The organism is Brevibacterium picturae (assembly GCF_900105045.1).
GTDB lineage: Bacteria > Actinomycetota > Actinomycetes > Actinomycetales > Brevibacteriaceae > Brevibacterium > Brevibacterium picturae.
In genome coordinates this window covers 259,433-279,310 of the sequence record NZ_LT629739.1, presented here as the reverse complement: position 1 = coordinate 279,310, position 19,878 = coordinate 259,433, and the positions used below count along the sequence as shown (strand labels likewise).

General features: G+C 63.2%; 19 protein-coding genes. 10 read left to right on the top strand and 9 right to left on the bottom strand.

Annotated features, from left to right (window positions below; translation table 11 throughout):
- Positions 1-123: 123 nt before the first annotated feature.
- A complete protein-coding gene (locus BLT92_RS01360) occupies positions 124-1,638 on the top strand; it encodes a sensor histidine kinase (protein ID WP_092102230.1) in 1,515 nt (504 codons plus the stop codon).
- A gap of 471 nt (positions 1,639-2,109) precedes the next feature.
- On the opposite strand, the gene BLT92_RS01355 is transcribed toward BLT92_RS01360, so the two are convergent.
- The gene (locus BLT92_RS01355) at positions 2,110-2,358 is read right to left on the bottom strand and encodes a WhiB family transcriptional regulator (protein WP_009884680.1); all 249 of its coding nucleotides are present in this window, start codon (positions 2,356-2,358) and stop codon (positions 2,110-2,112) included.
- A gap of 360 nt (positions 2,359-2,718) precedes the next feature.
- On the opposite strand from BLT92_RS01355, the gene BLT92_RS01350 reads away from it, so the two are divergent.
- From BLT92_RS01350 to BLT92_RS01335, 4 genes are all read left to right on the top strand, one after another.
- A complete protein-coding gene (locus tag BLT92_RS01350) occupies positions 2,719-3,273 on the top strand; it encodes a gamma carbonic anhydrase family protein (RefSeq protein WP_092102227.1) in 555 nt (184 codons plus the stop codon).
- A gap of 175 nt (positions 3,274-3,448) precedes the next feature.
- Positions 3,449-4,867, top strand: a complete 1,419-nt coding sequence (locus BLT92_RS01345) for an NAD(P)H-quinone dehydrogenase (RefSeq protein WP_092102224.1) — start codon at positions 3,449-3,451, stop codon at positions 4,865-4,867.
- Positions 4,868-4,983: 116 nt separating this feature from the next.
- Positions 4,984-5,325, top strand: coding sequence for a YciI family protein (locus BLT92_RS01340; RefSeq protein WP_092102221.1), 342 nt, complete (start codon positions 4,984-4,986; stop codon positions 5,323-5,325).
- Positions 5,325-6,608 (top strand): RNA polymerase sigma factor, encoded by a 1,284-nt coding sequence (locus BLT92_RS01335; RefSeq protein ID WP_092102218.1) that lies wholly within the window; start codon positions 5,325-5,327, stop codon positions 6,606-6,608. The genes BLT92_RS01340 and BLT92_RS01335 overlap by 1 nt, the downstream gene beginning before the upstream one ends.
- An 8-nt stretch (positions 6,609-6,616) precedes the next feature.
- On the opposite strand, the gene BLT92_RS01330 is transcribed toward BLT92_RS01335, so the two are convergent.
- The 3 genes from BLT92_RS01330 to BLT92_RS01320 all read right to left on the bottom strand — a co-directional run bounded on the left by BLT92_RS01330 (position 6,617) and on the right by BLT92_RS01320 (position 10,176).
- Positions 6,617-8,425, bottom strand: a complete 1,809-nt coding sequence (locus BLT92_RS01330; RefSeq protein ID WP_092102215.1) for an acetyl/propionyl/methylcrotonyl-CoA carboxylase subunit alpha — start codon at positions 8,423-8,425, stop codon at positions 6,617-6,619.
- A gap of 123 nt (positions 8,426-8,548) precedes the next feature.
- Positions 8,549-9,223 (bottom strand): Maf family protein, encoded by a 675-nt coding sequence (locus BLT92_RS01325; protein ID WP_092102212.1) that lies wholly within the window; start codon positions 9,221-9,223, stop codon positions 8,549-8,551.
- Positions 9,220-10,176 carry an SGNH/GDSL hydrolase family protein gene (locus BLT92_RS01320; RefSeq protein WP_231938966.1) on the bottom strand — a complete coding sequence of 319 codons (957 nt, stop codon included), beginning with the start codon at positions 10,174-10,176 and terminating at the stop codon, positions 9,220-9,222. Before BLT92_RS01320 ends, BLT92_RS01325 begins: the two co-directional genes overlap by 4 nt.
- 65 nt (positions 10,177-10,241) lie before the next feature.
- Between BLT92_RS01320 and BLT92_RS01315 the strand changes: the two genes are divergently transcribed.
- On the top strand, positions 10,242-11,600 hold the full coding sequence (locus BLT92_RS01315; protein WP_092102209.1) for an AI-2E family transporter: 1,359 nt from the start codon (positions 10,242-10,244) through the stop codon (positions 11,598-11,600).
- A 149-nt stretch (positions 11,601-11,749) separates the two neighbouring features.
- Here BLT92_RS01315 and greA read toward each other — a convergent pair whose 3' ends face one another.
- Positions 11,750-12,244: a transcription elongation factor GreA gene (gene greA / locus BLT92_RS01310; protein ID WP_092102206.1), complete on the bottom strand. Its 495-nt coding sequence runs from the start codon at positions 12,242-12,244 to the stop codon at positions 11,750-11,752.
- Positions 12,245-12,459: 215 nt separating this feature from the next.
- Positions 12,460-12,885 (bottom strand): DUF4307 domain-containing protein, encoded by a 426-nt coding sequence (locus BLT92_RS01305; RefSeq protein WP_231938965.1) that lies wholly within the window; start codon positions 12,883-12,885, stop codon positions 12,460-12,462.
- Between the two features lie 124 nt (positions 12,886-13,009).
- Between BLT92_RS01305 and mca the strand changes: the two genes are divergently transcribed.
- Both mca and BLT92_RS20740 read left to right on the top strand, forming a co-directional pair.
- Positions 13,010-13,999 carry a mycothiol conjugate amidase Mca gene (gene mca / locus BLT92_RS01300; RefSeq protein WP_092102200.1) on the top strand — a complete coding sequence of 330 codons (990 nt, stop codon included), beginning with the start codon at positions 13,010-13,012 and terminating at the stop codon, positions 13,997-13,999.
- Positions 13,996-14,400, top strand: coding sequence for a hypothetical protein (locus BLT92_RS20740; protein WP_231938964.1), 405 nt, complete (start codon positions 13,996-13,998; stop codon positions 14,398-14,400). Before mca ends, BLT92_RS20740 begins: the two co-directional genes overlap by 4 nt.
- Positions 14,401-14,412: 12 nt before the next feature.
- On the opposite strand, the gene trhA is transcribed toward BLT92_RS20740, so the two are convergent.
- Positions 14,413-15,228 (bottom strand): PAQR family membrane homeostasis protein TrhA, encoded by an 816-nt coding sequence (gene trhA / locus BLT92_RS01290; protein ID WP_092102198.1) that lies wholly within the window; start codon positions 15,226-15,228, stop codon positions 14,413-14,415.
- A gap of 136 nt (positions 15,229-15,364) precedes the next feature.
- On the opposite strand from trhA, the gene BLT92_RS01285 reads away from it, so the two are divergent.
- Positions 15,365-16,126, top strand: a complete 762-nt coding sequence (locus BLT92_RS01285) for an isoprenyl transferase (RefSeq protein WP_092102195.1) — start codon at positions 15,365-15,367, stop codon at positions 16,124-16,126.
- 177 nt (positions 16,127-16,303) lie between these two features.
- Positions 16,304-17,611, top strand: coding sequence for an RNA 5'-3' helicase PhoH2 (locus BLT92_RS01280; protein ID WP_092102192.1), 1,308 nt, complete (start codon positions 16,304-16,306; stop codon positions 17,609-17,611).
- Positions 17,612-17,773: 162 nt separating this feature from the next.
- On the opposite strand, the gene BLT92_RS01275 is transcribed toward BLT92_RS01280, so the two are convergent.
- Positions 17,774-19,177, bottom strand: coding sequence for a class II fumarate hydratase (locus BLT92_RS01275; RefSeq protein WP_092102189.1), 1,404 nt, complete (start codon positions 19,175-19,177; stop codon positions 17,774-17,776).
- Positions 19,178-19,240: 63 nt separating this feature from the next.
- A complete protein-coding gene (locus BLT92_RS01270; protein ID WP_092102186.1) occupies positions 19,241-19,867 on the bottom strand; it encodes a carbonic anhydrase in 627 nt (208 codons plus the stop codon).
- Between the last annotated feature and the right edge of the window lie 11 nt (positions 19,868-19,878).

Genomic DNA, 19,878 nt, shown 5'->3' with positions numbered 1-19,878 from the left:
AGTGATAGCGTCAGATCATCGCTGACGTCGGCAGACTTCGCAGGCCTCCAAACCAGCGAAGTCTGCCGACGTCTGGGCCGCCATCATCGGCCTGTGCCGTTGCCCATCCGGAAGAAGAACACAGTGCTCAACGAACTCCTGGCCGCCGAAGGCATCACCGACGAGACCGACGTCGAACACATCCACCTGCTGGTGGGGGACTGGCAGCTCATCGCCGACCTGTCCTTCGCCGACCTCGTCCTGTGGGTGCCCTCGGCCAGCGGTGCCTATACAGTCGTCGCGCACTCGCGTCCGACGACCGGCGCGACTCTGTTCAATCGTGATCTCATCGGAGCTCGAGCCACCGGGCTCGAACGGGAGCTGTTGGACGCGTCCGTCAGCTCACGGGAACTGGTGACGAAGGTGGCGCAAGCAAGATCCCTAGGTGTCAACGCCGGTACGGATGATACGGAGGTCTCCGCCGAGGCGGTGCCCCTCGTCCGCGGGGGAGTGACCATCGCCATCATGGTCCGCTACTCCGAAGAGGTCCGTCGCCGGGGTTCGTCCCGACTTGAGAAGTTCTACACCCAGTCCGCGATGTCGCTGCTGACCATGATCGCGCAGGGTGCCTTCCCCGACCGTCAGGCTCCGAGCGGGGTCAGGCACGGTGAGCCGCGGGTCGGCGACGGCATCTTCATCCTCGATCGCGACTCCCATGTCCAGTACGCGTCGCCGAACGCGGTCTCACTCATGCACCGGCTCGGCCACAGCGGGGAGATCGAGGGGGATTACCTCGCCGAGGTGGTCTCGAGTCTGAGCACAGAGCTGCGACAGGTCGACGAGACCTTGCCGCTCGTGCTCACCGGTCGTGCCCCATGGCGGACCGAGCTCGAAGTCGGCCGCACGAGCGTGTCCCTGCGGGCGATTCCACTCACCGATGAGGGGACTCGGACCGGAGCGATCGTCCTAGCTCGGGATGTCTCCGAGATCAGACGACGCAAGCGCGAACTGCTGTCACGTGACGCGATGATCAAAGAGATGCACCACCGGGTGAAGAACAACCTGCAGACCGTTTCGGCGCTGCTGCGGCTGCAGACGCGTCGAATCGACAGCCCCGAGGCGAAGGGTGCTCTGACGGAGGCGATGCGCCGAGTCTCGATCATCGCCGTCGTCCATGACGTGCTGAGCCAGGGAGTCGAATCGGAGGTGGACTTCGATGAAGTTGTCGACAAAGGGCTGCGCCTGACTCCCGAGCTGACGAGCCCGCTGGTCCAGATCAGCCTCAAACGCTGCGGCAGCTTCGGCACCATCTCCTCGGCGGATGCGACGTCGTTGGCCCTGGCGATCACGGAGCTGATCACCAATGCGATCGAACACGGGTTCCCGCTCTCCGAGCAGGAGAACCTCGCCCCGGGGGAGACGCTCAACGGGCATGTTTGGGTGACTCCGGAGCGCGAGGGCGATCACCTGCATGTCACGATCGCCGATGATGGTGTGGGGCTGGGCGAGCACCACAGCCCCGGCAACGGACTGGGCACGCAGATCGTCAAAACCCTGGTGTCTGCCGATCTCGCGGGATCGATCCAATGGGAAGAACGCGACGGCGGTGGAACTGTGGCGATCCTCGACGTGCCGCTGCGCCCCGACTCCTACGACTGAAGCCGCGCTTGAGCCGATGATGCGGCGCCTCCGCCGCTGATTCGCGTATCGCCTACATGCAGTTGCAAATCACCCCGTTGCAGACAGCTGAATTGGCACTAATGGTGCGGGGTCGGTCAGCGACAAGCTGATTTGCCACGGTAGGGGTGAATAGAACCCGACGGTATGAATTGCGTATCGCTGTAAGAGGATCGCACCGCGAAGCTACTTGAGTGACGCACTGCACCGCGCCTCTTCGCACCATGCCACACCGCTTCGCACTTACCTCGCTGCTTCGCACTGCATCGCACCGCTTTGCCCCGCGCTACAGGAGCGTGCTGCGCTCCACCACACGCGGATGAGTGCAGACACAATTGAGTCCCTTGCTCAGAATGCGAAGATCTCGTATTCAGAGCAAGGGACTCAGATTGTGACCAACTGCATTCAGCTGCTGAAGTTCTCAGCCGGCAGTCGACTCAGCATGCGAAGGACTCAGCCGGCGCGGCGGGCACGTGCGGCGCGGCGCTTGAGCGCGCGACGCTCATCCTCGCTGAGACCGCCCCAGACGCCTGCATCCTGACCGGATTCCAGAGCCCACTGCAGGCAGGTCTCCACTACTTCACAGCGGCGGCATACAGTCTTTGCCTCTTCGATCTGAAGGAGGGCGGGACCGGTGTTTCCGATCGGGAAGAACAATTCCGGGTCCTCATTGAGGCATGCTGCACGATGTCGCCAATCCATGGTGACCTTTCGACGAATTAAGTGAACGCGGTGTACGGCACCCAAATTCCAGGCGCGCAACTCTCTTACCCAAGGTTCACATAACCGTTTTGGGCACACAAGGGTAATGCAGTGTGAAATTTCTGACAAATATTTTGCCCATTGTCCTGCTATAGGGGTCTTGACGCAAATTCGTCCAATATGCGTCCCGATCGAGTCCACAGCGGACGGCGACATCATGGTGCAACTATCCGGTCAGGTGCGGCAAGTTCACGGTTAGACTGACGATGAAGTGACTGGTCAACTCGTCGGCACGCTCTGCTCGCCGCAGACTCAGTCGAACACAAGTACTGAAACGCAATGTGAACCAATGGAGGACTCATGACAAACGACAACCTGGCCCAGGCGCGCATCATCTCGGTCGGCGGACATACCCCGCAGGTCGATCCTGGTGCGTTCATCGCTGCCGGCGCGACTCTGGTCGGTGATGTCAGGGTGAAGAAGGGCGCCAGCGTCTTCTACGGATGTGTGCTCCGGGCAGAGAACGCTCCGATCACCATCGGCGAGGACTCGAATGTCCAGGACAACACGGTCATGCACACCGATGAGGGGAAACCGGTCGTCATCGGTTCGCGAGTCTCGATCGGTCATCAGGCTCTCGTCCATGGAGCAGCGGTCGACGACGACGTCCTCATCGGCATGCACGCCACCGTCCTCAACGATGCACACGTGGGGTCCGAATCACTCGTTGCCGCAGGTGCGATCGTGCTTGAGGGTACCGAGATCCCGGCCCGGTCGCTTGTCGCAGGAGTCCCGGCGAAGGTGCGCAGGGAGATGACCGACGACGGCGTTGAGAAGGTACGCCAGAACGCGCAGTCGTATCTGCGGCTGTCGGCGCTGCATCGGGATACCGCCGAAGTCGTCGACGGTTTCTGACGCGCCGTGAGTGGTCGCTTCCGCTCCAGTATGCTCTGGCTGTTCCGAGTCCTATCCGAACCCTATCCGAGCGGATTCTGAGCCCTTCTGGCCCAGCATGCTCAGCCGGGACAGGGCCCGTTCCGAGCCGAAGCGTCTATTCGCCCTGTCGTCCGCTATTTGAGAGGATTGCTCTGTGAACACTGAATTTGAATCCACTGCAGATCGAGTCGTCATCATCGGTGGTGGCCCGGGCGGATACGAAGCCGCGCTGGTCGCCGCCCAACTGGGTGCGGATGTGATGCTCATTGAGCGCAACCGCTGCGGTGGGGCTGCTGTCGTCACCGACGTCGTTCCGTCGAAATCGCTCATCGCCACAGCCGAGATGATGGAAGAGATCGCCCGCTCCGACGGACTGGGCATCCGCATCTACGACAGTGAGGGCGATGACAGCGATACGGTCGTCGCGGACCTCAAAGCAGTCAACAAGCGCATCCTGTCCCTGGCCGATGCTCAGGCCGATGACATCTACGAAGGACTGGTCCGCGCCGGCGTCAAGGTGATCCGGGGAACCGCGACCTTGGCCGATCGCGACCACGTCGATGTCGTCGAGGACGGCGGGACCGAGTACACGCTGGAAGCGTCGACGATCCTTCTGTCGGTGGGCTCCCATCCCCGTGAGCTCGACTCGGCGAAGCCGGACGGCGAACGTATTCTCAGCTGGACACAGCTCTACAACCTCGACGAGCTGCCCGAACACCTCATCGTCGTCGGTTCCGGTGTCACCGGTGCCGAGTTCGCGTCCGCCTACCGCGCACTGGGCACGAAGGTCACTCTGGTCTCCTCCCGTGAGAAAGTCCTGCCGGGTCAGGACGAGGACGCTGCCGACGTGCTGGAGTTCGTCTTCCGCAATAAGGGCATGAACGTCCTCTCTCGCTCGCGTGCGGACTCGGTCACGCGCACCGAGAACGGTGTCGAAGTGGTCCTGTCCGATGGACGTCGGGTTGAGGGATCCCACTGTCTGATGGCGGTCGGTTCCATCCCGAACACCGAAGGGTTGGGCCTGAGCGATGCCAAGGTCAAGGTCAGAGAGTCCGGTCATATCAAGGTCGACGGAGTCTCGCGAACGTCCCGCTCGGGTGTCTACGCGGCCGGTGACTGCACCGGTGTGTTTCCACTGGCGTCCGTGGCGGCGATGCAGGGTCGGATTGCGATGTTCCACGCGCTCGGTGATGCCGTTCAGCCGCTGAAGCTGCGTCACGTGGCCTCGAATGTGTTCACGGCCCCGGAGATCGCGACCGTCGGGTTCACCCAGCAGGACTACCGGGAGAACTCGACGGACATCGATACGGTCATGCTTCCCCTGGACACGAACCCCCGCGCCAAGATGCTGGGCATCGAGGACGGATTCGTCAAGCTCTTCGCCCGCCGAGGTTCGGGTTCGATTCTCGGGGGAGTCGTCGTCGGTCCCCGCGCCAGTGAGCTGATCCTGCCGATCACTATGGCCGTGGAGAATCGTCTGACCGTCGATCAGCTGTCGGCGTCGTTCGTCGTCTACCCCTCGGTGAGCGGGTCCCTGACTGAGGCGTCACGGCAGCTGCACCGACACCTGTAGAAAAGTTTTTCCTTCCCAACTGTCGATATCTCTCCTGTTCACCCGTCAGGATAGTGTCAAGCACCTTCGCTTGACGTGCTCAGCGGATGCTGGGCACCTGACGCAGGGAGAGAGAAATGAAGTACGTACTTCTGCTCATGGGACATGCTGGCGATGCTGAATGCGGCGCAGACGAGGGGCCAGACCCGAGCGAGTTCATGGCCTTCGACCAAGAGATCAATGACGCCGGGATCGTGGTCGGAGGATTCGCCCTCGAGGGCCCCGAAACCGCGGTGCGCGTGAGCACCACCTCGGCTGACACCGTGGTGACCTCCGGCCCGTTCGCAGAGAGCGGCGAATTCGTCGGCGGTAGCTACGTCGTCGAAGTGGCCGATATCGATGAGGCGATCGCCTGGGCGAAGAAGAGTCCGGGCGCCGCATTCGGGCACATCGAGATACGGCCGATCGCCGACTACTGATGGTCTCAGAGGTCGATCCGCCGGCAGTCGCCCGGCTCCTCCACACGATCGGTGTCGAGGACCGCGGGCGGCTGCTGGCGGCACTGGCACGAAGATTCCATGATCTCGATCTTGCCGAGGACGTGGTCCAAGAGGCCATGGCCCGAGCCCTGGAGACGTGGACCGTGCGGGGTGTGCCGACGAACCCACAGGCGTGGCTGCTGACGACTGCCAAGAATCGGGCATTCGACATCATCCGCTCCGACGCGGTGAAGGCACGCCGCCTCGCCGGGCTGAGGATCGAGTCCGAATCCGGCCGCGGTGATCATTCGGATCACGCCGACCGCCTCGGCGAGGAGTTGAGCACGGCAGACATCGGCGATGAACGACTGGGCCTGTTCTTCACCTGCTCACACCCGACGTTGCCGGAACGGGAGAAGATCGCACTCATGCTGCGTTTCCTGGCCGGTCTGGACACGGCTGAGGTCGCCGCAGCGTTCCTCGTTGACACGACGACAATGCAGCAGCGCATCGTGCGAGCCAAGAGACGGATCACCACAACGGGGATTCCCTTCGACACGCCGACGTCCGAGCAGCTGCAGGAGCGTCTTCCCGGCGTCCTGCGCGTCGTCTATCTCATCTTCACTCAGGGTTTCACGCCGACCAGCGGAACCTCCCACAGCAGAACCGATCTGCAGGAGGAGGCAATCGCGCTGACGCGGCTGCTCGTCGGACTGCTGCCGACGAGAACCGAAGCCAGAGGACTGCTGTCGCTGCTGCTGCTCACCCGAGCGCGGGCGCCGGCACGGATCGATGCCGGCGGCGCACCCGTGCCCCTGGCCAAGCAGGACCGCAGCCTGTGGGATTCGCGGCTCATCGCCGAAGGATTGGGGTTGGCGCTGACCGGTGCAGGAGAACCCGAGGCCGGTCCCTATACCGTGCAGGCAGCGATCGCGGCCTTGCATGCTGAAGCCGCCACCTACGCGGCGACGGATTGGGAGCAGATCCTCGTCCTCTACGGCATCCTCTCGAGGATGGAGCCGAGCCCCGTTGTGGCACTGAACCGGGCCGTGGCGATCGGGAAGGCGAAAGGCCCGAAGGAGGGGCTGAGCGCGCTCGAGGAGCTGGCGCCGGACCCGAGGCTGGCAGGCTATCGGCCCTTCCACATCGCACGGGCGATCACGCTCAGTGAGTCGGGGATGCCCGACCACGCCGAGGCGGCCTTCAGGGACGCTCTGGACTGCCCCGGCAATGATGCCGAGTCCGAGTACATCGAGGACCAGATCAGGGACCTGCTGTCCTGATCTCGACCTCAGGCGGCGAAGCGGATGATCGGCTCTCCCGACCTCACCGAGGCGCCGGTGTCGACGAGCACCTCGGAGACGGTTCCGGAATGACCTGCCTTGAGCGGCTGCTCCATCTTCATCGCCTCGATCACTGCCAGGGTGTCGCCGGCTTCGACCGTGTCACCGGTACGTACGGCCACCGACACGATCGTGCCCTGCATCGGGGCATTGAGCGAGTTGGAGTCGTCGGCCAGCTGCGCGCCCTTGCGGCTGAGGCTGCGCTTGCGGCGCGGCACACTCGGGCTGGGGACATGCCCGAGGTCGGAGATGACGTCCTTGGGAACCGAGACGGTCATCCGGCGGCCATCGACCTCGACGACAACGCTGAAACTGTCGGTTGCTGTGCTCATCTGATCTCCTGGTTGCGGGTCGGCGAGTGGATTGACGAATGCGGTCTCGAGCCATGTCGTCCAGACCGCGAAGTCCTGGGCGAAGTCCTTCTCAGCGACAAGGACGCGATGGAGTGGGAGCAGAGTCGATACGCCTTCGATGCGGTACTCGTCCAAGGCTCGACGGGCACGTGCCAGAGCCTGGTCCCTGTCGCCTCCGGTGATGATGAGCTTGGCCAGCATCGGATCGAAGTCGGTGCCGACGACGCTGCCTTCGCCGATGCCCGAGTCGAGGCGCACACCCGGTCCGGCCGGTGCCCGGTGATTCTTGACCGTGCCCGTGGCCGGGAAGTATGTGGTGGGGTCTTCGGCGTTGATCCGGAACTGGATCGAGTGGCCGCGAACCTGCGGGAACGCCTCAGGCAGGCGTTCCCCCGAGGCGATGCGCAGCTGCCAGGCGACGAGGTCGACGCCCGTGACCTCTTCTGTCACGGTGTGCTCGACCTGGATCCGCGCATTGGCTTCCATGAAGATGATCGTGCCGTCGGTGCCCAGGAGGAATTCGCAGGTGGCCGCGCCGACATAGCCGACGTGGGCGAGTACGCGAATCGAGGCCTCGGTGACGATGCGTTCCTGTTCGGCACTGAGGAATGGTGCCGGGGCCTCTTCGACGATCTTCTGGTTCCGGCGCTGCAGGGAGCAGTCGCGGGTGGACAGGACCCTCACGTTGCCGTGGGCATCGGCAAGACACTGGGTCTCGATGTGACGCGGACGCACAATCTGCTTCTCGATGAGGCATTCGCCGCGACCGAAGGCGCTGCGTGCCTCACGGGTGGCCGCAGTATAGGCGCCCTCGAGGTCCTCGGCTGAGGCGCAGGCACGGAACCCGCGCCCTCCGCCACCGTGGACGGCCTTGATCACAATGGGATAGCCGATCCGCTGGGCTACCTCGGCGGCCTCTGTCAGACCAGAGACGGCGCCGTCGGAACCCGGGGCGACGGGAGCAGAGACGGCCTCGGCGACCTCACGGGCACCGGACTTGTCTCCGAGGAGCTCGATCGCCGACGGTGGAGGACCGACCCAGGTCAGACCGGCATCGATCACGGCCTGAGCGAACAGTGCGTTCTCGGCCAGGTAGCCATAGCCGGGGTGGATCGCATCGGCACCTGAGCGCTTGGCCAGGGCGAGGATCTTGTCGATGTCGAGGTAGGTCTCCCCGGGACCGGCACCGTCGAGAAGCCACGCGTCATCGGCCAGGTGGACGAAATCTGCGTCGGAGTCCGCGCGGGTGTAGACGGCGACGGCCCTGACGCCAAGGTCATGGGCCGCGCGGATGATGCGCAGGGCGATCTCACCGCGATTGGCGATGAGGACGCGGCGGACAGCAGCTGTGGGCACACTGGTGTGCAGTGGTGCAGGCGACTGTTCGGGGAGAACTGTGGTCATGGCGCTCCTTTGTATGATCACAGAACAATTTAGAGATCGGCACCAAGCCTTTGTAGCTGAGCGATAAAAACACCCAGGGAAAACTTCAAACGGTTCGGGCGTGTTCGTCTGCCCTCAGCGATTCTACGCGCGCTGTGACCACAGATCGGGCCAGAACAGGCCCGCGCCGCGGACCAATTCACGGATCACGGGGAGACTGAGCCCGAGGACGGTGAGATGGTCGCCGACAAGGCGGTCGACGAACGCCCCGCCGTACCCGTCGATCGTCAGTGCGCCGGCGACACGGAAGGGCTCCTCGGTCGCGATGTATGCCTCGAGCTCCTCGTGAGTGGGTTCGCCGATGAGCACGGAGGTCGTCGATCGCTGGGAACGGATGTCTGCGAGTTCGAAGTTCGCTGTCGACGTCTCGGTCTCGGTGCGCTTGAGGACGGCGAGTGTGTGTCCTGAGTGAAGCGCTGTCCATGCGCCGGCCATGTCAGCCCAGATCTCGCGGGTGCGCTCAGCATTTCCCGGCTTTCCGATCGCGGCGCCGTTGTGTTCGAGCAGCGAGTCGCCGGCGATGATCACGGCGGTATCGGCTGTGGTCAGCTGAGCCGGGGAGGAGGCGAGCACCCGGTCGATGACGGCCCGCGCCTTGGCCTCCGACAACGCCGTGGTGAGATCTGCGACCGAGCCCTCGAAGGTCGCTTCGACGGCGGGTTCATCTACCTCGGAGACAATGATGATCGGGTCGATTCCCGATGCTGCGAGGATCTGTCGGCGGGAAGGGGACTGTGAAGCCAGGACGACAGGGATCATGAAGCTGCCCCGGCTTCAAAGGCGGCATCGGCAGCGACCGCTGCTTCAGGGTCAGCCTCGACCCTCGGGGCGGGGGCCGGTCTGCGTGCTGCCTCCCCCTTCTCCGGGATGTCGAGGCTGCGGTCGACTTCGACGGGGGCCTCGATCCGCTCGGCGATCGCCGCAAGCACCGTTGACGACAGCTGGGCATAGCCCAGAGTGCTGGGGAAACGCCCGGACTCATTGAGCAGTGATCTCCGTGTGGTTCCGCTCAGAGAACCCGTGGCCCGCAGTGGGGTGGCGCGGGCGGCCAGAGCTGCCAACCACTGTGAGCCGGCGAGCACCCGCGAGGTCCGACGCAAGGATGTTTTGAGCGGATCGCGCAGACCCGGAAGCCCGCCGAGGTTGGGGCAGACGAGGACGAACACCGTGTACCTGCCCTCGCGCTGCAACCGATTGATCGCCTGGTTGAGCACGGGGATGCCGATGGTGCCGTGGATCGGGTGGATGATGTCGCCGGTGCCGATGGAGATGATCGCAAATCGCCGCTCGTCGGTCCAGGACTCGGACAGCTGCCGCGACAGCCATGCCGAACGCAGGATCTCGTCGACCTGCCGGGGCAGGTCCTCGGACAGGGCCGAGGGCAGCGCAGTCGACTGAACCCGAACCGTGGTGCCGAGGATGCGACCGAGGCCTCGTGCGATGAGATTCGGAGGAGCCAGCGCAGGATCCTCGACATCGATCCCGCACAGCCAGGAGTCCCCGATGATCGCCAGCGCGGCGGAATCATCATCATCGTAATTGCGTGGGGGAGCGACCGCCTCGGCGAAGGTGGAATACGAACGGTGCGCGTCGTCGTCGAACGCTCTGCGGAGTGCGCCTGCCTGGTGGCGGAGGAGACCAACGGCCGACGCGCCGACACCTACGGCTGTGCCCGTCATGGTGGCCAAGGTGTACAACATGCGTTTTCCCACGAAATTCCCTCCTTTAACCGTCATCATTGCACTTCCCTGAGCCTCCCAACAACTATTGTTGAGTTATGTCCGACAATGAGAAGAAGCAATCCCCGAATCGGTTCCGTGGGGCATGGGACGCGTTCCGCAAGGGCCGTGACGAGGGCCGTTCCCAGACTTCCGAGCCGGCTTCGCGTGTTCAAGATGTCAGTGCCGAGGAGATCGCGCACAGCCGCATCGAAGCTGAAGCAGTCCCATATGTGGCTCCGGGCCTCAAGCTCGCCGCCGCGTGGTCCTGGCGTTCGCTTGTCGTGCTCGTCGCCATCGGCGTCGCGTTCTGGCTGTTGGCGAAGATCTCGAGTGTCGTGCTGCCGGTGCTCATCGCCCTGCTGCTCACGGCACTTCTGGCACCATTCACCAATTGGATGGTGAAGAAGGGGCTGCCCCGAGTCGCGGCCGCACTCATCGCCTTCATCGGGTTCATCGTCGTCGTCTCGGGGCTCTTCACCCTGGTCGGCCAGCAGATCTACTCCGGAATGCCGGACCTCGTCGACCAGGTCATCACTGGATTCGCCGGAATCAGCGACTGGCTGTCCACCAGGCCCTTCGGCCTGGATGCCACAACGGTCTCGAACTATATCGACGACTCGCTCGCTGCCGCTACGGACTTCCTCCAGAACAACAGCTCCCAACTGCTCGGCGGGGCCCTGCAGGCGACGTCGTCGGTGGGCACCTTCCTCACCGGTGCCGCAGTGTGCCTGTTCGCGACGTTCTTCTTCCTCTACGACGGAGAGAAGATCTTCCGCTGGGTGATGCGCCTGCTGCCGCTGCCGGCGCAGCCCACCGCCACCGGAGCCTCGGAGCGTGGCTGGACCACCCTCGTCCAGTACGTGCGTGTCCAGGTCCTCGTAGCCGGCGTCGACGCCATCGGCATCGGCATCGGTGCTGCGTTCCTCGGGATCCCCTTGGTCATTCCGATGACGGTGCTCGTGTTCCTTGCCTCGTTCGTTCCTGTGGTGGGCGCGATCGCCTCGGGCGTCGTCGCGGTGCTCGTCGCTCTGGTGTCGACCGGTCCGATCAGCGCACTCATCATGTTGGGCGTGGTCCTCGCCGTGCAGCAGATTGAGAGTCAGATCCTGCAGCCGTTCCTCATGGGCAAGGCCGTCTCTGTTCATCCCCTGGCAGTCATTCTCGCGGTGACCGCCGGTGGCTTCCTGTTCGGCATCGTCGGTGCACTGTTCGCGGTGCCGATGGTGGCCGTTGTCAACACGGTCGTCAGCTACATCGCCAAAGCGAAGAATCCCAATGATTCGGCAGACGATGAAGGGGACGAGGCCTCTGCCGTGCTCGAGCGGGCTAAGGACAAGCTCGATACCGCGATCCACGAGGCGGCAGTCGAGAAGTCCGAGGGGCACTCACCCGAGGGCGGCAGTCGAACTGAATGACTCACGGCACTTGAGTCAGGCAGTGAGTGACCTGCCTTCTGTGGGTCAACTGCCTTGAGTCAAACAGTGACAATGTGAATAGAGCAGTGGGCGGGTGATCATCACTCGCCCACTGCTCTTTGGCTGTTTCCCGGTCGCCGGGTGGTCGATCAGCCGGAGAAAGGTTCGATGTCCTTGACCTCGACCTTGATCTCCTTGCCGTTGGGGGCTTCGTAGTTGGTCTTTCCTCCGACGGCGACACCGAGCACTGCGGCGCCCAGTGGGGATTTCTCCGAAAACACGTCGATATCGGAATCGCCGGCGATCTCACGGCTGCCCAGCAGGAACCGCATTTCGTTTCCTGCGACATCCGCGGTAACTACGGAGCCGGGGGACACGGTTTTGCCATCGCTGTCGCTGGAACCGACCTTCGCGGACTGCAGGAGCAGTTCGAGCTGGCGAATGCGTGCCTCCTGCTTGCCCTGTTCCTCACGCGCCGCGTGGTAGCCGCCGTTCTCCTTCAAGTCACCCTCGTCGCGGGCGGCTTCGATCTTCTCAGCAATCTCTGCCCGTCCCGGTCCGGAGAGGTGTTCAAGTTCCTGCGACAGACGGTCGTAGGCTTCCTGAGTCAACCATGTTTCTTCCTGGGTGACATCCTCAGTCATGACTTCTCCTTCTTCGGTTCGGTGCACTGACAGGCGCGTCAGGCAACGAAAAACCGGGCGTTGGGTACGCCCGGATGTTGAATGAAACTACAGTCTAACGCATCTGCACGCGAAAACGATGATCTCCGTCACGCGCACTGACACCTGTTGTGAACTGTGAGCTCGTATGTTGCGGGCGGCGGGGGCGTGCTGGAGGAGAAGCGCAGCCAGCGGTGCTACTCGAACCAGCAGGCGTCGGCGTGACCGGACGCGGCGATTTGGGTCGTGGCCAGATCGATGTCCATCTGCCTGGGGGAGTTGGGGTCGGCGTTGGGATCGGCCGGGATAGCGACCTCGGTAAATCCGACGACGGCCTCGTATTCGTTCGTCGCCTGAACAATGCAGTGCACATCCCGATCCTGATCAGGAAATATTGCCACCGAGACCTGTGTTGACGAAGAGTCGACAACTGAATAGCCAAGCGTCTTGGGAGTCGTGGGAGTCGTCTGTGGGCGGAACGCCACGAACGCAATCGCGATGACCAGGGCAGAGACGATGACGACGGCGATGATCTTGGCCGTCTTTCCCAGGCGACGTTTGGGCTCGCGGACACGGCCGTAGCGATCGTCATGCAGTGGTTGTTCCACTGTTACCTCAGTCATTGAATTCCTCATCTACGAACATTGCGCACTAACCTAGAGTAGTCGATCCGTCTCCTGCGATCATTTCAGCCATCGTGCAGGAAACGGAACGTCACCAGGCTGAATCGAAAGGGACATACGAAACATGACTTCGCTTCCGTACCATGGACTGCGTCTGCTGACGGTGCATGCTCATCCTGACGACGAATCCTCGAAAGGTGCGGCCACGAGTGCGAAGTACGCCTCGCTGGGAGCGCGAGTCCTCATCGCCAGTATGACCGGCGGTGAAGCCGGAGACATCCTCAACCCTGCACTGCTGCAGAGCCCGAAGGCCACACGCGACATCGCAGGCCTGCGTCGCGAAGAGATGGCCTCAGCCGCAGCTGCCTTGGGTGCTGAACACGTGTGGGTCGGGCACGTCGACTCCGGATTGCCCGACGGTGACTTCGACAACCAGACTCCTCCCGGCTGCTTCTACCGTGTCCCCGACGAGGTGGCCATGCTGCCCCTGGTCCACATCATCCGCAGCTTCCGCCCACAGGTCGTGACGACCTACGACGAGCTGGGCGGTTACCCGCACCCCGACCACATCAAGAACCATGCTGTGACGATGGCGTCGGTCGCCGCCGCCGCGGACCCGGAGCAGAACCCGGAACTCGGCGAGGCCTGGCAGGTTGAGAAAGTCTACTTCAACCAAGATCTGTCTGCGAAGAAGTGGGTGACCATCCACGAGAAGATGACCGAAGCCGGTCTCGAGTCTCCCTTCGCCGACCACATCGAAGACTTCAAGAAGCGCGATGCCCAACGGGTCAACTGGCTGAGCACGACGATTGACTGCGCGGAGTTCTTCCCCTCACGTGATCGTGCACTTCTGTCTCATGCCACACAGATCGACCCGGAGGGCGGATTCTTCTCCGCGTCACGCAAAGCGGCGCGGACATACTGGCCGACGGAGGAGTTCGAGCTGGCCATCGACAATACTGGTCGCACAGCTCTGACTCCCGGCGTTGATTTCCAAGAGACCGACCTCTTCGCCTCCGTGACCATGGATGATGGCCGCAAGGTGCCCGCAGAGGGCATGCTGCCCGCCTCACCGATCGATGATGACGACGAAGCGACAGGTGAGAGCGCATGATTCTGGCCACAGCACAGACCGCGAACCCCAACGAAGGCCCTGATCCGGAACTGGTGACTCCCGGCACGATCGGCTTCGTGGCAACACTGGTCATCGTCATCTTGGTGATCTTCCTCATCCGTGATGCCCTCAGACGCGTTCGCCGCGTGCGCGCCCGCGCACATGCCGATGATGCGTATCCGATCCCGATGCGCAAATACGCGGTGCCCAACCAGTCGAAGCTGTCCGGGGAGGCTGCGCCGAAGTCAGCTGCGGAGCCTGAAGAGCAGACGGAACCAGCAGAGACGGAACCTGGGCAGGCCGACCCGCCTGAGGCTGACCGGTCCGAGGTCGAGCTGCCTGAGGCTGACCCGGAGTACACAGATCAGGCTCAGACCGATCCCGCACGGCGGCAGGACTGATCCGCAGGAAATCTAGTAGGCGGCTACCGCGGCGACGAGAAGGGCCGCGAGATGGCAGCCGTAGCCTGCGATGGTCAGGATGTGGAAGATCTCATGGAAGCCGAGCCACTTCGGTGAGGGGTTCGGCTTCTTGATTCCATAGATCACGGCCCCGACGATATAGCAGACTCCGCCCGCAACGACGAGGATGCCCACCGCAGGATTGCTCGCCCAGATCTGGGGAATATAGCCGACTCCTGCGACCCCGAAGCCCACATAGATGGGAACGAAGAGCCACCTCGGCGCGGTGGTGAAGATGGTCCTGAAGGCGGCTCCCAGAATCGCCGCGCCCCACAGGACGGACAGGAGCAGAATCGTCTGGTCAGTCCGCAGGGTCAGCACCGCCAGAGGCGTATACGTCCCGGCAGTGATGAGGAAGATGTTTGCGTGGTCGAGCCGGCGCAGGATCAGTCGGGCTCGAGTGCGCCACCGTCCCCGGTGATAGACGGCAGAGGTCCCGAAGAGCAGCATCCCGGTGATGGCGAAGATCGCTGCGGCGATCCGGGACTCGATTGTGGGGGAGATGATGACCAGCGCCAAGCCCCCGAGCATCGCCACGGGAAAGGCTGCGGCGTGGAACCAACCACGCAGTTTGGGTTTGACCTGGCCCGCCAGTTTGCCCAACTCTCGGCGCAGAGCCGAGCGTCTGCGGGCGATATGCACAGGGTAGCCGGCGCGGGACTCCGCTGAGGGCGTGGAGTCGACTGACCTCTGATCTTCGGACCGCTGACGTTCGGGCCGCTGGCCTTCGGGGCCAGGTGAGGATGGTTCAGTGACTGATGCATTCATGGTTCCAGGATATCGACTTCAGCTGAGGGATCGTTCAGTACCAGGTTCGGGGAGCCGCCGCCGACGCGAAGCTGTTCGAGATAGTACTGTGTATGGTGGTCGAACCGACCGGAAATCGAGTGTGAAAGAGGACAGTGTGGCGCGACCGGTGAGCCTGCTCTACCGTCTCTATGAGCGGCGGCTCCTGCGCGAGCTCGACAGGTCGGTGCCGGTGCCGCGGCACGTGGGTGTCATCACCGACGGCAACAGGCGCTGGGCGAAGGAGTTCGGTGCCACCACCGCAGACGGGCACCGAGCCGGAGCCGAGAAGATCGTCGAATTCCTCGGCTGGTGCGATGAGATCGACGTCGATATCGTCACCCTCTACGTGCTGTCCAAGGAGAACCTTGCCAGGTCCGCCGAGGAGGTCGAGGTCCTCATCGAGATCATCTCCGACCTGGTCGAGAAGATCGCAGCCCTCAAAGGCGTGCGGGTGCAGTTGGTCGGTGACCTGGAGATCCTGCCACCGGGCCTGCGGGCACGCTTGGAGGCGGCCACCTCGGCGGGGGACTGTCAGATGCGGGTCAACGTCGCCGTCGGCTACGGCGGGCGGCAGGAGATCGTCAACGCGGTGAAGTCACTGCTGCGCCTGCGCACCGACGAGGGCACCGACCTGGAGACGATCATCTCCGAACTCTCGCCGCAGCAGATCAGCGAACATCTCTACACCAAAGGCCAACCGGACCCCGACCTCATCATCCGCTCCTCCGGCGAGCAGCGCCTGTCCGGATTCCTCATGTGGCAGAGCGCCTACTCGGAGTTCTATTTCTGCGAAGCGTACTGGCCCGACTTCCGGCGCACCGACTTCCTGCGCGCCGTCCGCGACTACGGCCTGCGCCAGCGTCGCTTCGGGAAATAAGTCCCGGCCTCACCGCGGTTCATGCGATGTTCACGCCCACGACTCTCCCGAACACGCGTGCCGTTACTCAGTCGGCACCGATTCGAGGATAGGTTGGCAGTAGTTGGTCGACACCAACCCGAGATCGGGGGATGTCAAGACTCGGATCTCGGCGGTACTCACGCCACAGGGGTCCTCATGACCGCACATGTCCACACTTACGTTCTCGACACCTCGGTGCTGCTCTCCGACCCGGGTGCCCTGTTGAGATTCGCAGAACATCACCTCGTCATTCCGCTGGTCGTCGTGTCCGAGTTGGAAGCCAAACGCAATCATCCCGAACTCGGCTTCACCGCCCGCAAGGCACTGCACATCCTCGACGACTTCCGGTCCGACTATGACCGCCTCGACGAGCCGATTCCGGTCGGCGATGCCGGCGGAACATTGCGGGTCGAGCTCAACCACGTCGATGCCTCGTCGATGCCGATCGGTTTCGACCGTGGGGAGAATGACACTCGCATCCTCGCTGTGGCCCGCAATCTCGCCGCGGAAGGACAGAACGTGGTGGTCGTGACCAAGGATGTGCCGATGCGTGTGAAGGCCTCGGCACTCGGTCTGCAGGCCGAGGAGTATCTGGCGGAACTTGCCACCGACTCCGGGTTCACCGGCATGAGCGAGCTGTCATTGGACGAGAACGAGATGTCGCAGTTCTACGAAGAGGGGTGGGCCACTACCGAAGCGGTCGCCGACGAGGTCGTCAACACCGGAGTCGTCATCACTTCTCCGCGCGGTTCCGCACTCGGTCGTGTTCGAAAGGGCAAACGAGTGTCGCTGGTGCGCGGTGATCGTGACATCTTCGGAGTCCACGGCCGGTCGGCTGAGCAGCGAGTGGCGATCGACATGCTCCTCGACGATGCGCTGGGAATCGTGTCCTTGGGAGGCCGAGCCGGAACGGGGAAGTCCGCACTCGCCCTCATGGCAGGGTTGCAGAAGGTGCTCGAGGAGAACAAGCATTCGAAGATCATGGTCTTCCGACCGATCTACGCCGTCGGCGGGCAGAACCTGGGCTTCCTGCCCGGCAGCGAGGGCGAGAAGATGAACCCGTGGGCCGAAGCAGTCTTCGATACCCTCGGCGCCTTGGTCAGCAAGAACGTCATCGAAGAGGTGATGAACCGCGATCTGCTCGAGGTGCTGCCGCTGACTCACATCCGCGGCCGGTCACTGCACGATGCGTTTGTCATCGTCGACGAGGCTCAGTCACTGGAGCGCAATGTGCTCCTGACCGTGCTCTCCCGCATCGGCATGAATTCGAAGGTGGTGCTCACCCACGATGTGGCTCAGCGAGACAATCTGCGGGTAGGTCGGCATGACGGTGTGGCGGCGGTGATCGAGAAGCTCAAGGGCCACGATCTCTTCGCCCATGTCACGCTGACCAGATCGGAGCGCTCCGAGATCGCAGCCCTGGTCACCGATGTTCTCGAGGAGTTCGACCCCTTCCGGAGTTAGGCACCGCGGAGAGCCCGGAACCGCTCCGGCGTCTGCCCTCGACCGCCACGTCGCGGGGCGAGGCCGATCCGGTCCACGCTCGATGACTCGATGAGTTGAATGCATTGGGCCCGGTCACAGGATGTGATTCCTGTGACCGGGCCCAATGCATGTGGTCTGGACTTACTTGTAGCTGCCGATCATCGTGGTGACGTCGAGTGCCTTGTCGAGGTCGGCCTCGGTGATGGAGCCGTCGGAGACGAAGCCGAGGTCGATCGTGGCTTCCTTCACGGTCATCTTGTTGGCCACAGCGTGCTTGGCGATCTTCGCCGCCGATTCGTAGCCGATGACCTTGTTCAGCGGAGTCACGATGGAGGGGCTCGCCTCGGCGAGGAAGCGGGCACGCTCCTCATTGGCTGCCAGCCCGTCGATCATCTTCTCGGCCATGACCGTCGAGGAATTCGCGAGCAGACGAATGGATTCGAGCAGGTTCGACGCCATCACGGGGATGCCGACGTTGAGCTCGAAGGCGCCATTGGTCGAGGACAGGGCCACTGTCGTGTCATTGCCGATGACCTGCGCGGCGACCTGGATAGTGGCCTCGCAGATGACGGGGTTGACCTTGCCCGGCATGATCGAGGATCCGGGCTGCAGGTCGGGGATGGCGATTTCGCCGAGGCCGGTGTTCGGTCCCGATCCCATCCACCGAAGATCGTTGCAGATCTTCATGTAGCCGTAGGCGATCGTGCGCAGCTGTCCGGAGGCCTCGATGAGACCGTCGCGGTTGGCCTGGGCCTCGAAGTGATTGCGTGCTTCCGTGATGGGAAGTCCGGTCTCCTCGGCGAGGATCTCGACGACGCGGACGGAGAAGCCGTCGGGGGTGTTGATGCCGGTGCCCACGGCGGTTCCGCCCTGCGGGACCTCAGCCACGCGGGGCAGCGAGGCCTGGATGCGTTCGATGCCGTAGCGGACCTGGGCGGCGTATCCGCCGAATTCCTGGCCCAGGGTCACCGGGGTGGCGTCCATGAGGTGGGTGCGGCCGGACTTGACGATGGAGGCGAATTCCTTCGCCTTCTTCTCCAGCGAGACAGCCAGTGTTTCCATGGCCGGGACCAGCGTGTTGACCAGGGCCTTGGTCACGGCGAGGTGCACCGAGGTGGGGAACACGTCGTTCGACGACTGTGAGGCATTGACGTGGTCATTGGGGTGAACGTCGATGCCCTGGGATTCCAGCGCTGTGGTCGCCAGCGAGGCGAGGACCTCGTTGGTGTTCATGTTCGAGGAGGTCCCCGAACCGGTCTGGAACACGTCGATGGGGAAATGCGCATCGTAGTCGCCAGCGATGACGGCATCGGCGGCGTTCTGGATGGCGTCGGCCCGGTCAGCGTCGAGTACCCCGAGCTCGAGGTTGGCCTTCGCAGCTGCCTTCTTCACCTGAGCCAAAGCGGCGATGTGAGCCGATTCCAGGGTCTTGCCCGAGATCGGGAAGTTCTGCACGGCGCGCTGTGTCTGTGCGCTGTAGAGAGCATCTTTGGGAACCTTCACTTCTCCCATGGTGTCGTGTTCGATGCGAAATTCTTCGCTCATAGTTGTCCTTTCCGACATGGTGTCTGGGCTGTACGGGGGCCGGCCGCAGATGCGGCCGGCGGGTCAGGAGGCGAAGGTGGAGACCGCGTCCTCGTCGCCGCCATGCTGTGCGACGACCGTGGTCTGGCCGTCATGCAGCTGGTAGGTCAGACCGACGATGATGAGGCGCCCCTTGTCGACGGCACGGGAGATGATCGCTGAGAGCTGCATGATCTTCTCGACTGTGTCCATGGTGTTCTGCGCGACTGTCTCGTTGACGGTCGTGCGGTTGTTCTTGCGCGCCCTGGCCACGGTGGGCAGAATCCGGGCCACGACATCGGAGATGAAACCGGGGGGAGTCTCGCCGGAGTCGTAGGAGTCATACGCCGCTGTCACGGCACCGCAGCTGTCGTGGCCGAGCACGACCAGCAGCGGAGTGCCGAGCATCTCGACCCCGTATTCCAATGAGCCGAGGGTAACCGGATCGACGACCTGTCCCGCATTGCGGACGACGAACATGTCGCCGAGGCCCACGTCGAAGATCATTTCGGCAGCAACCCGTGAGTCGGAGCAGCCGAAAAGGGTGACGAACGGCTTCTGGTTGTCCGACAGCGCTTCACGACGGGCAGTGTCCTGGTTAGGGTGCTGTGGAACGTCATCGACGAATCGATGATTGCCTTCGAGCAGACGTTTCCAAGCTTCGTTCGGCATCAGCCAATACC

What these genes read in the sequence shown, in the direction of transcription:
- mca (WP_092102200.1), top strand. Translation starts at nt 13,010, where the DNA reads ATGACTTCGCTTCCGTACCATGGACTGCGTCTGCTGACGGTGCATGCT.
- BLT92_RS01355 (WP_009884680.1), bottom strand. Translation starts at nt 2,358, where the DNA reads ATGGATTGGCGACATCGTGCAGCATGCCTCAATGAGGACCCGGAATTG.
- BLT92_RS01350 (WP_092102227.1), top strand. Translation starts at nt 2,719, where the DNA reads ATGACAAACGACAACCTGGCCCAGGCGCGCATCATCTCGGTCGGCGGA.
- BLT92_RS01305 (WP_231938965.1), bottom strand. Translation starts at nt 12,885, where the DNA reads ATGACTGAGGTAACAGTGGAACAACCACTGCATGACGATCGCTACGGC.
- BLT92_RS01315 (WP_092102209.1), top strand. Translation starts at nt 10,242, where the DNA reads ATGTCCGACAATGAGAAGAAGCAATCCCCGAATCGGTTCCGTGGGGCA.
- BLT92_RS01280 (WP_092102192.1), top strand. Translation starts at nt 16,304, where the DNA reads ATGACCGCACATGTCCACACTTACGTTCTCGACACCTCGGTGCTGCTC.
- trhA (WP_092102198.1), bottom strand. Translation starts at nt 15,228, where the DNA reads ATGAATGCATCAGTCACTGAACCATCCTCACCTGGCCCCGAAGGCCAG.
- BLT92_RS01330 (WP_092102215.1), bottom strand. Translation starts at nt 8,425, where the DNA reads ATGACCACAGTTCTCCCCGAACAGTCGCCTGCACCACTGCACACCAGT.
- BLT92_RS01270 (WP_092102186.1), bottom strand. Translation starts at nt 19,867, where the DNA reads ATGCCGAACGAAGCTTGGAAACGTCTGCTCGAAGGCAATCATCGATTC.
- BLT92_RS20740 (WP_231938964.1), top strand. Translation starts at nt 13,996, where the DNA reads ATGATTCTGGCCACAGCACAGACCGCGAACCCCAACGAAGGCCCTGAT.
- BLT92_RS01335 (WP_092102218.1), top strand. Translation starts at nt 5,325, where the DNA reads ATGGTCTCAGAGGTCGATCCGCCGGCAGTCGCCCGGCTCCTCCACACG.
- BLT92_RS01340 (WP_092102221.1), top strand. Translation starts at nt 4,984, where the DNA reads ATGAAGTACGTACTTCTGCTCATGGGACATGCTGGCGATGCTGAATGC.
- greA (WP_092102206.1), bottom strand. Translation starts at nt 12,244, where the DNA reads ATGACTGAGGATGTCACCCAGGAAGAAACATGGTTGACTCAGGAAGCC.
- BLT92_RS01325 (WP_092102212.1), bottom strand. Translation starts at nt 9,223, where the DNA reads ATGATCCCTGTCGTCCTGGCTTCACAGTCCCCTTCCCGCCGACAGATC.
- BLT92_RS01275 (WP_092102189.1), bottom strand. Translation starts at nt 19,177, where the DNA reads ATGAGCGAAGAATTTCGCATCGAACACGACACCATGGGAGAAGTGAAG.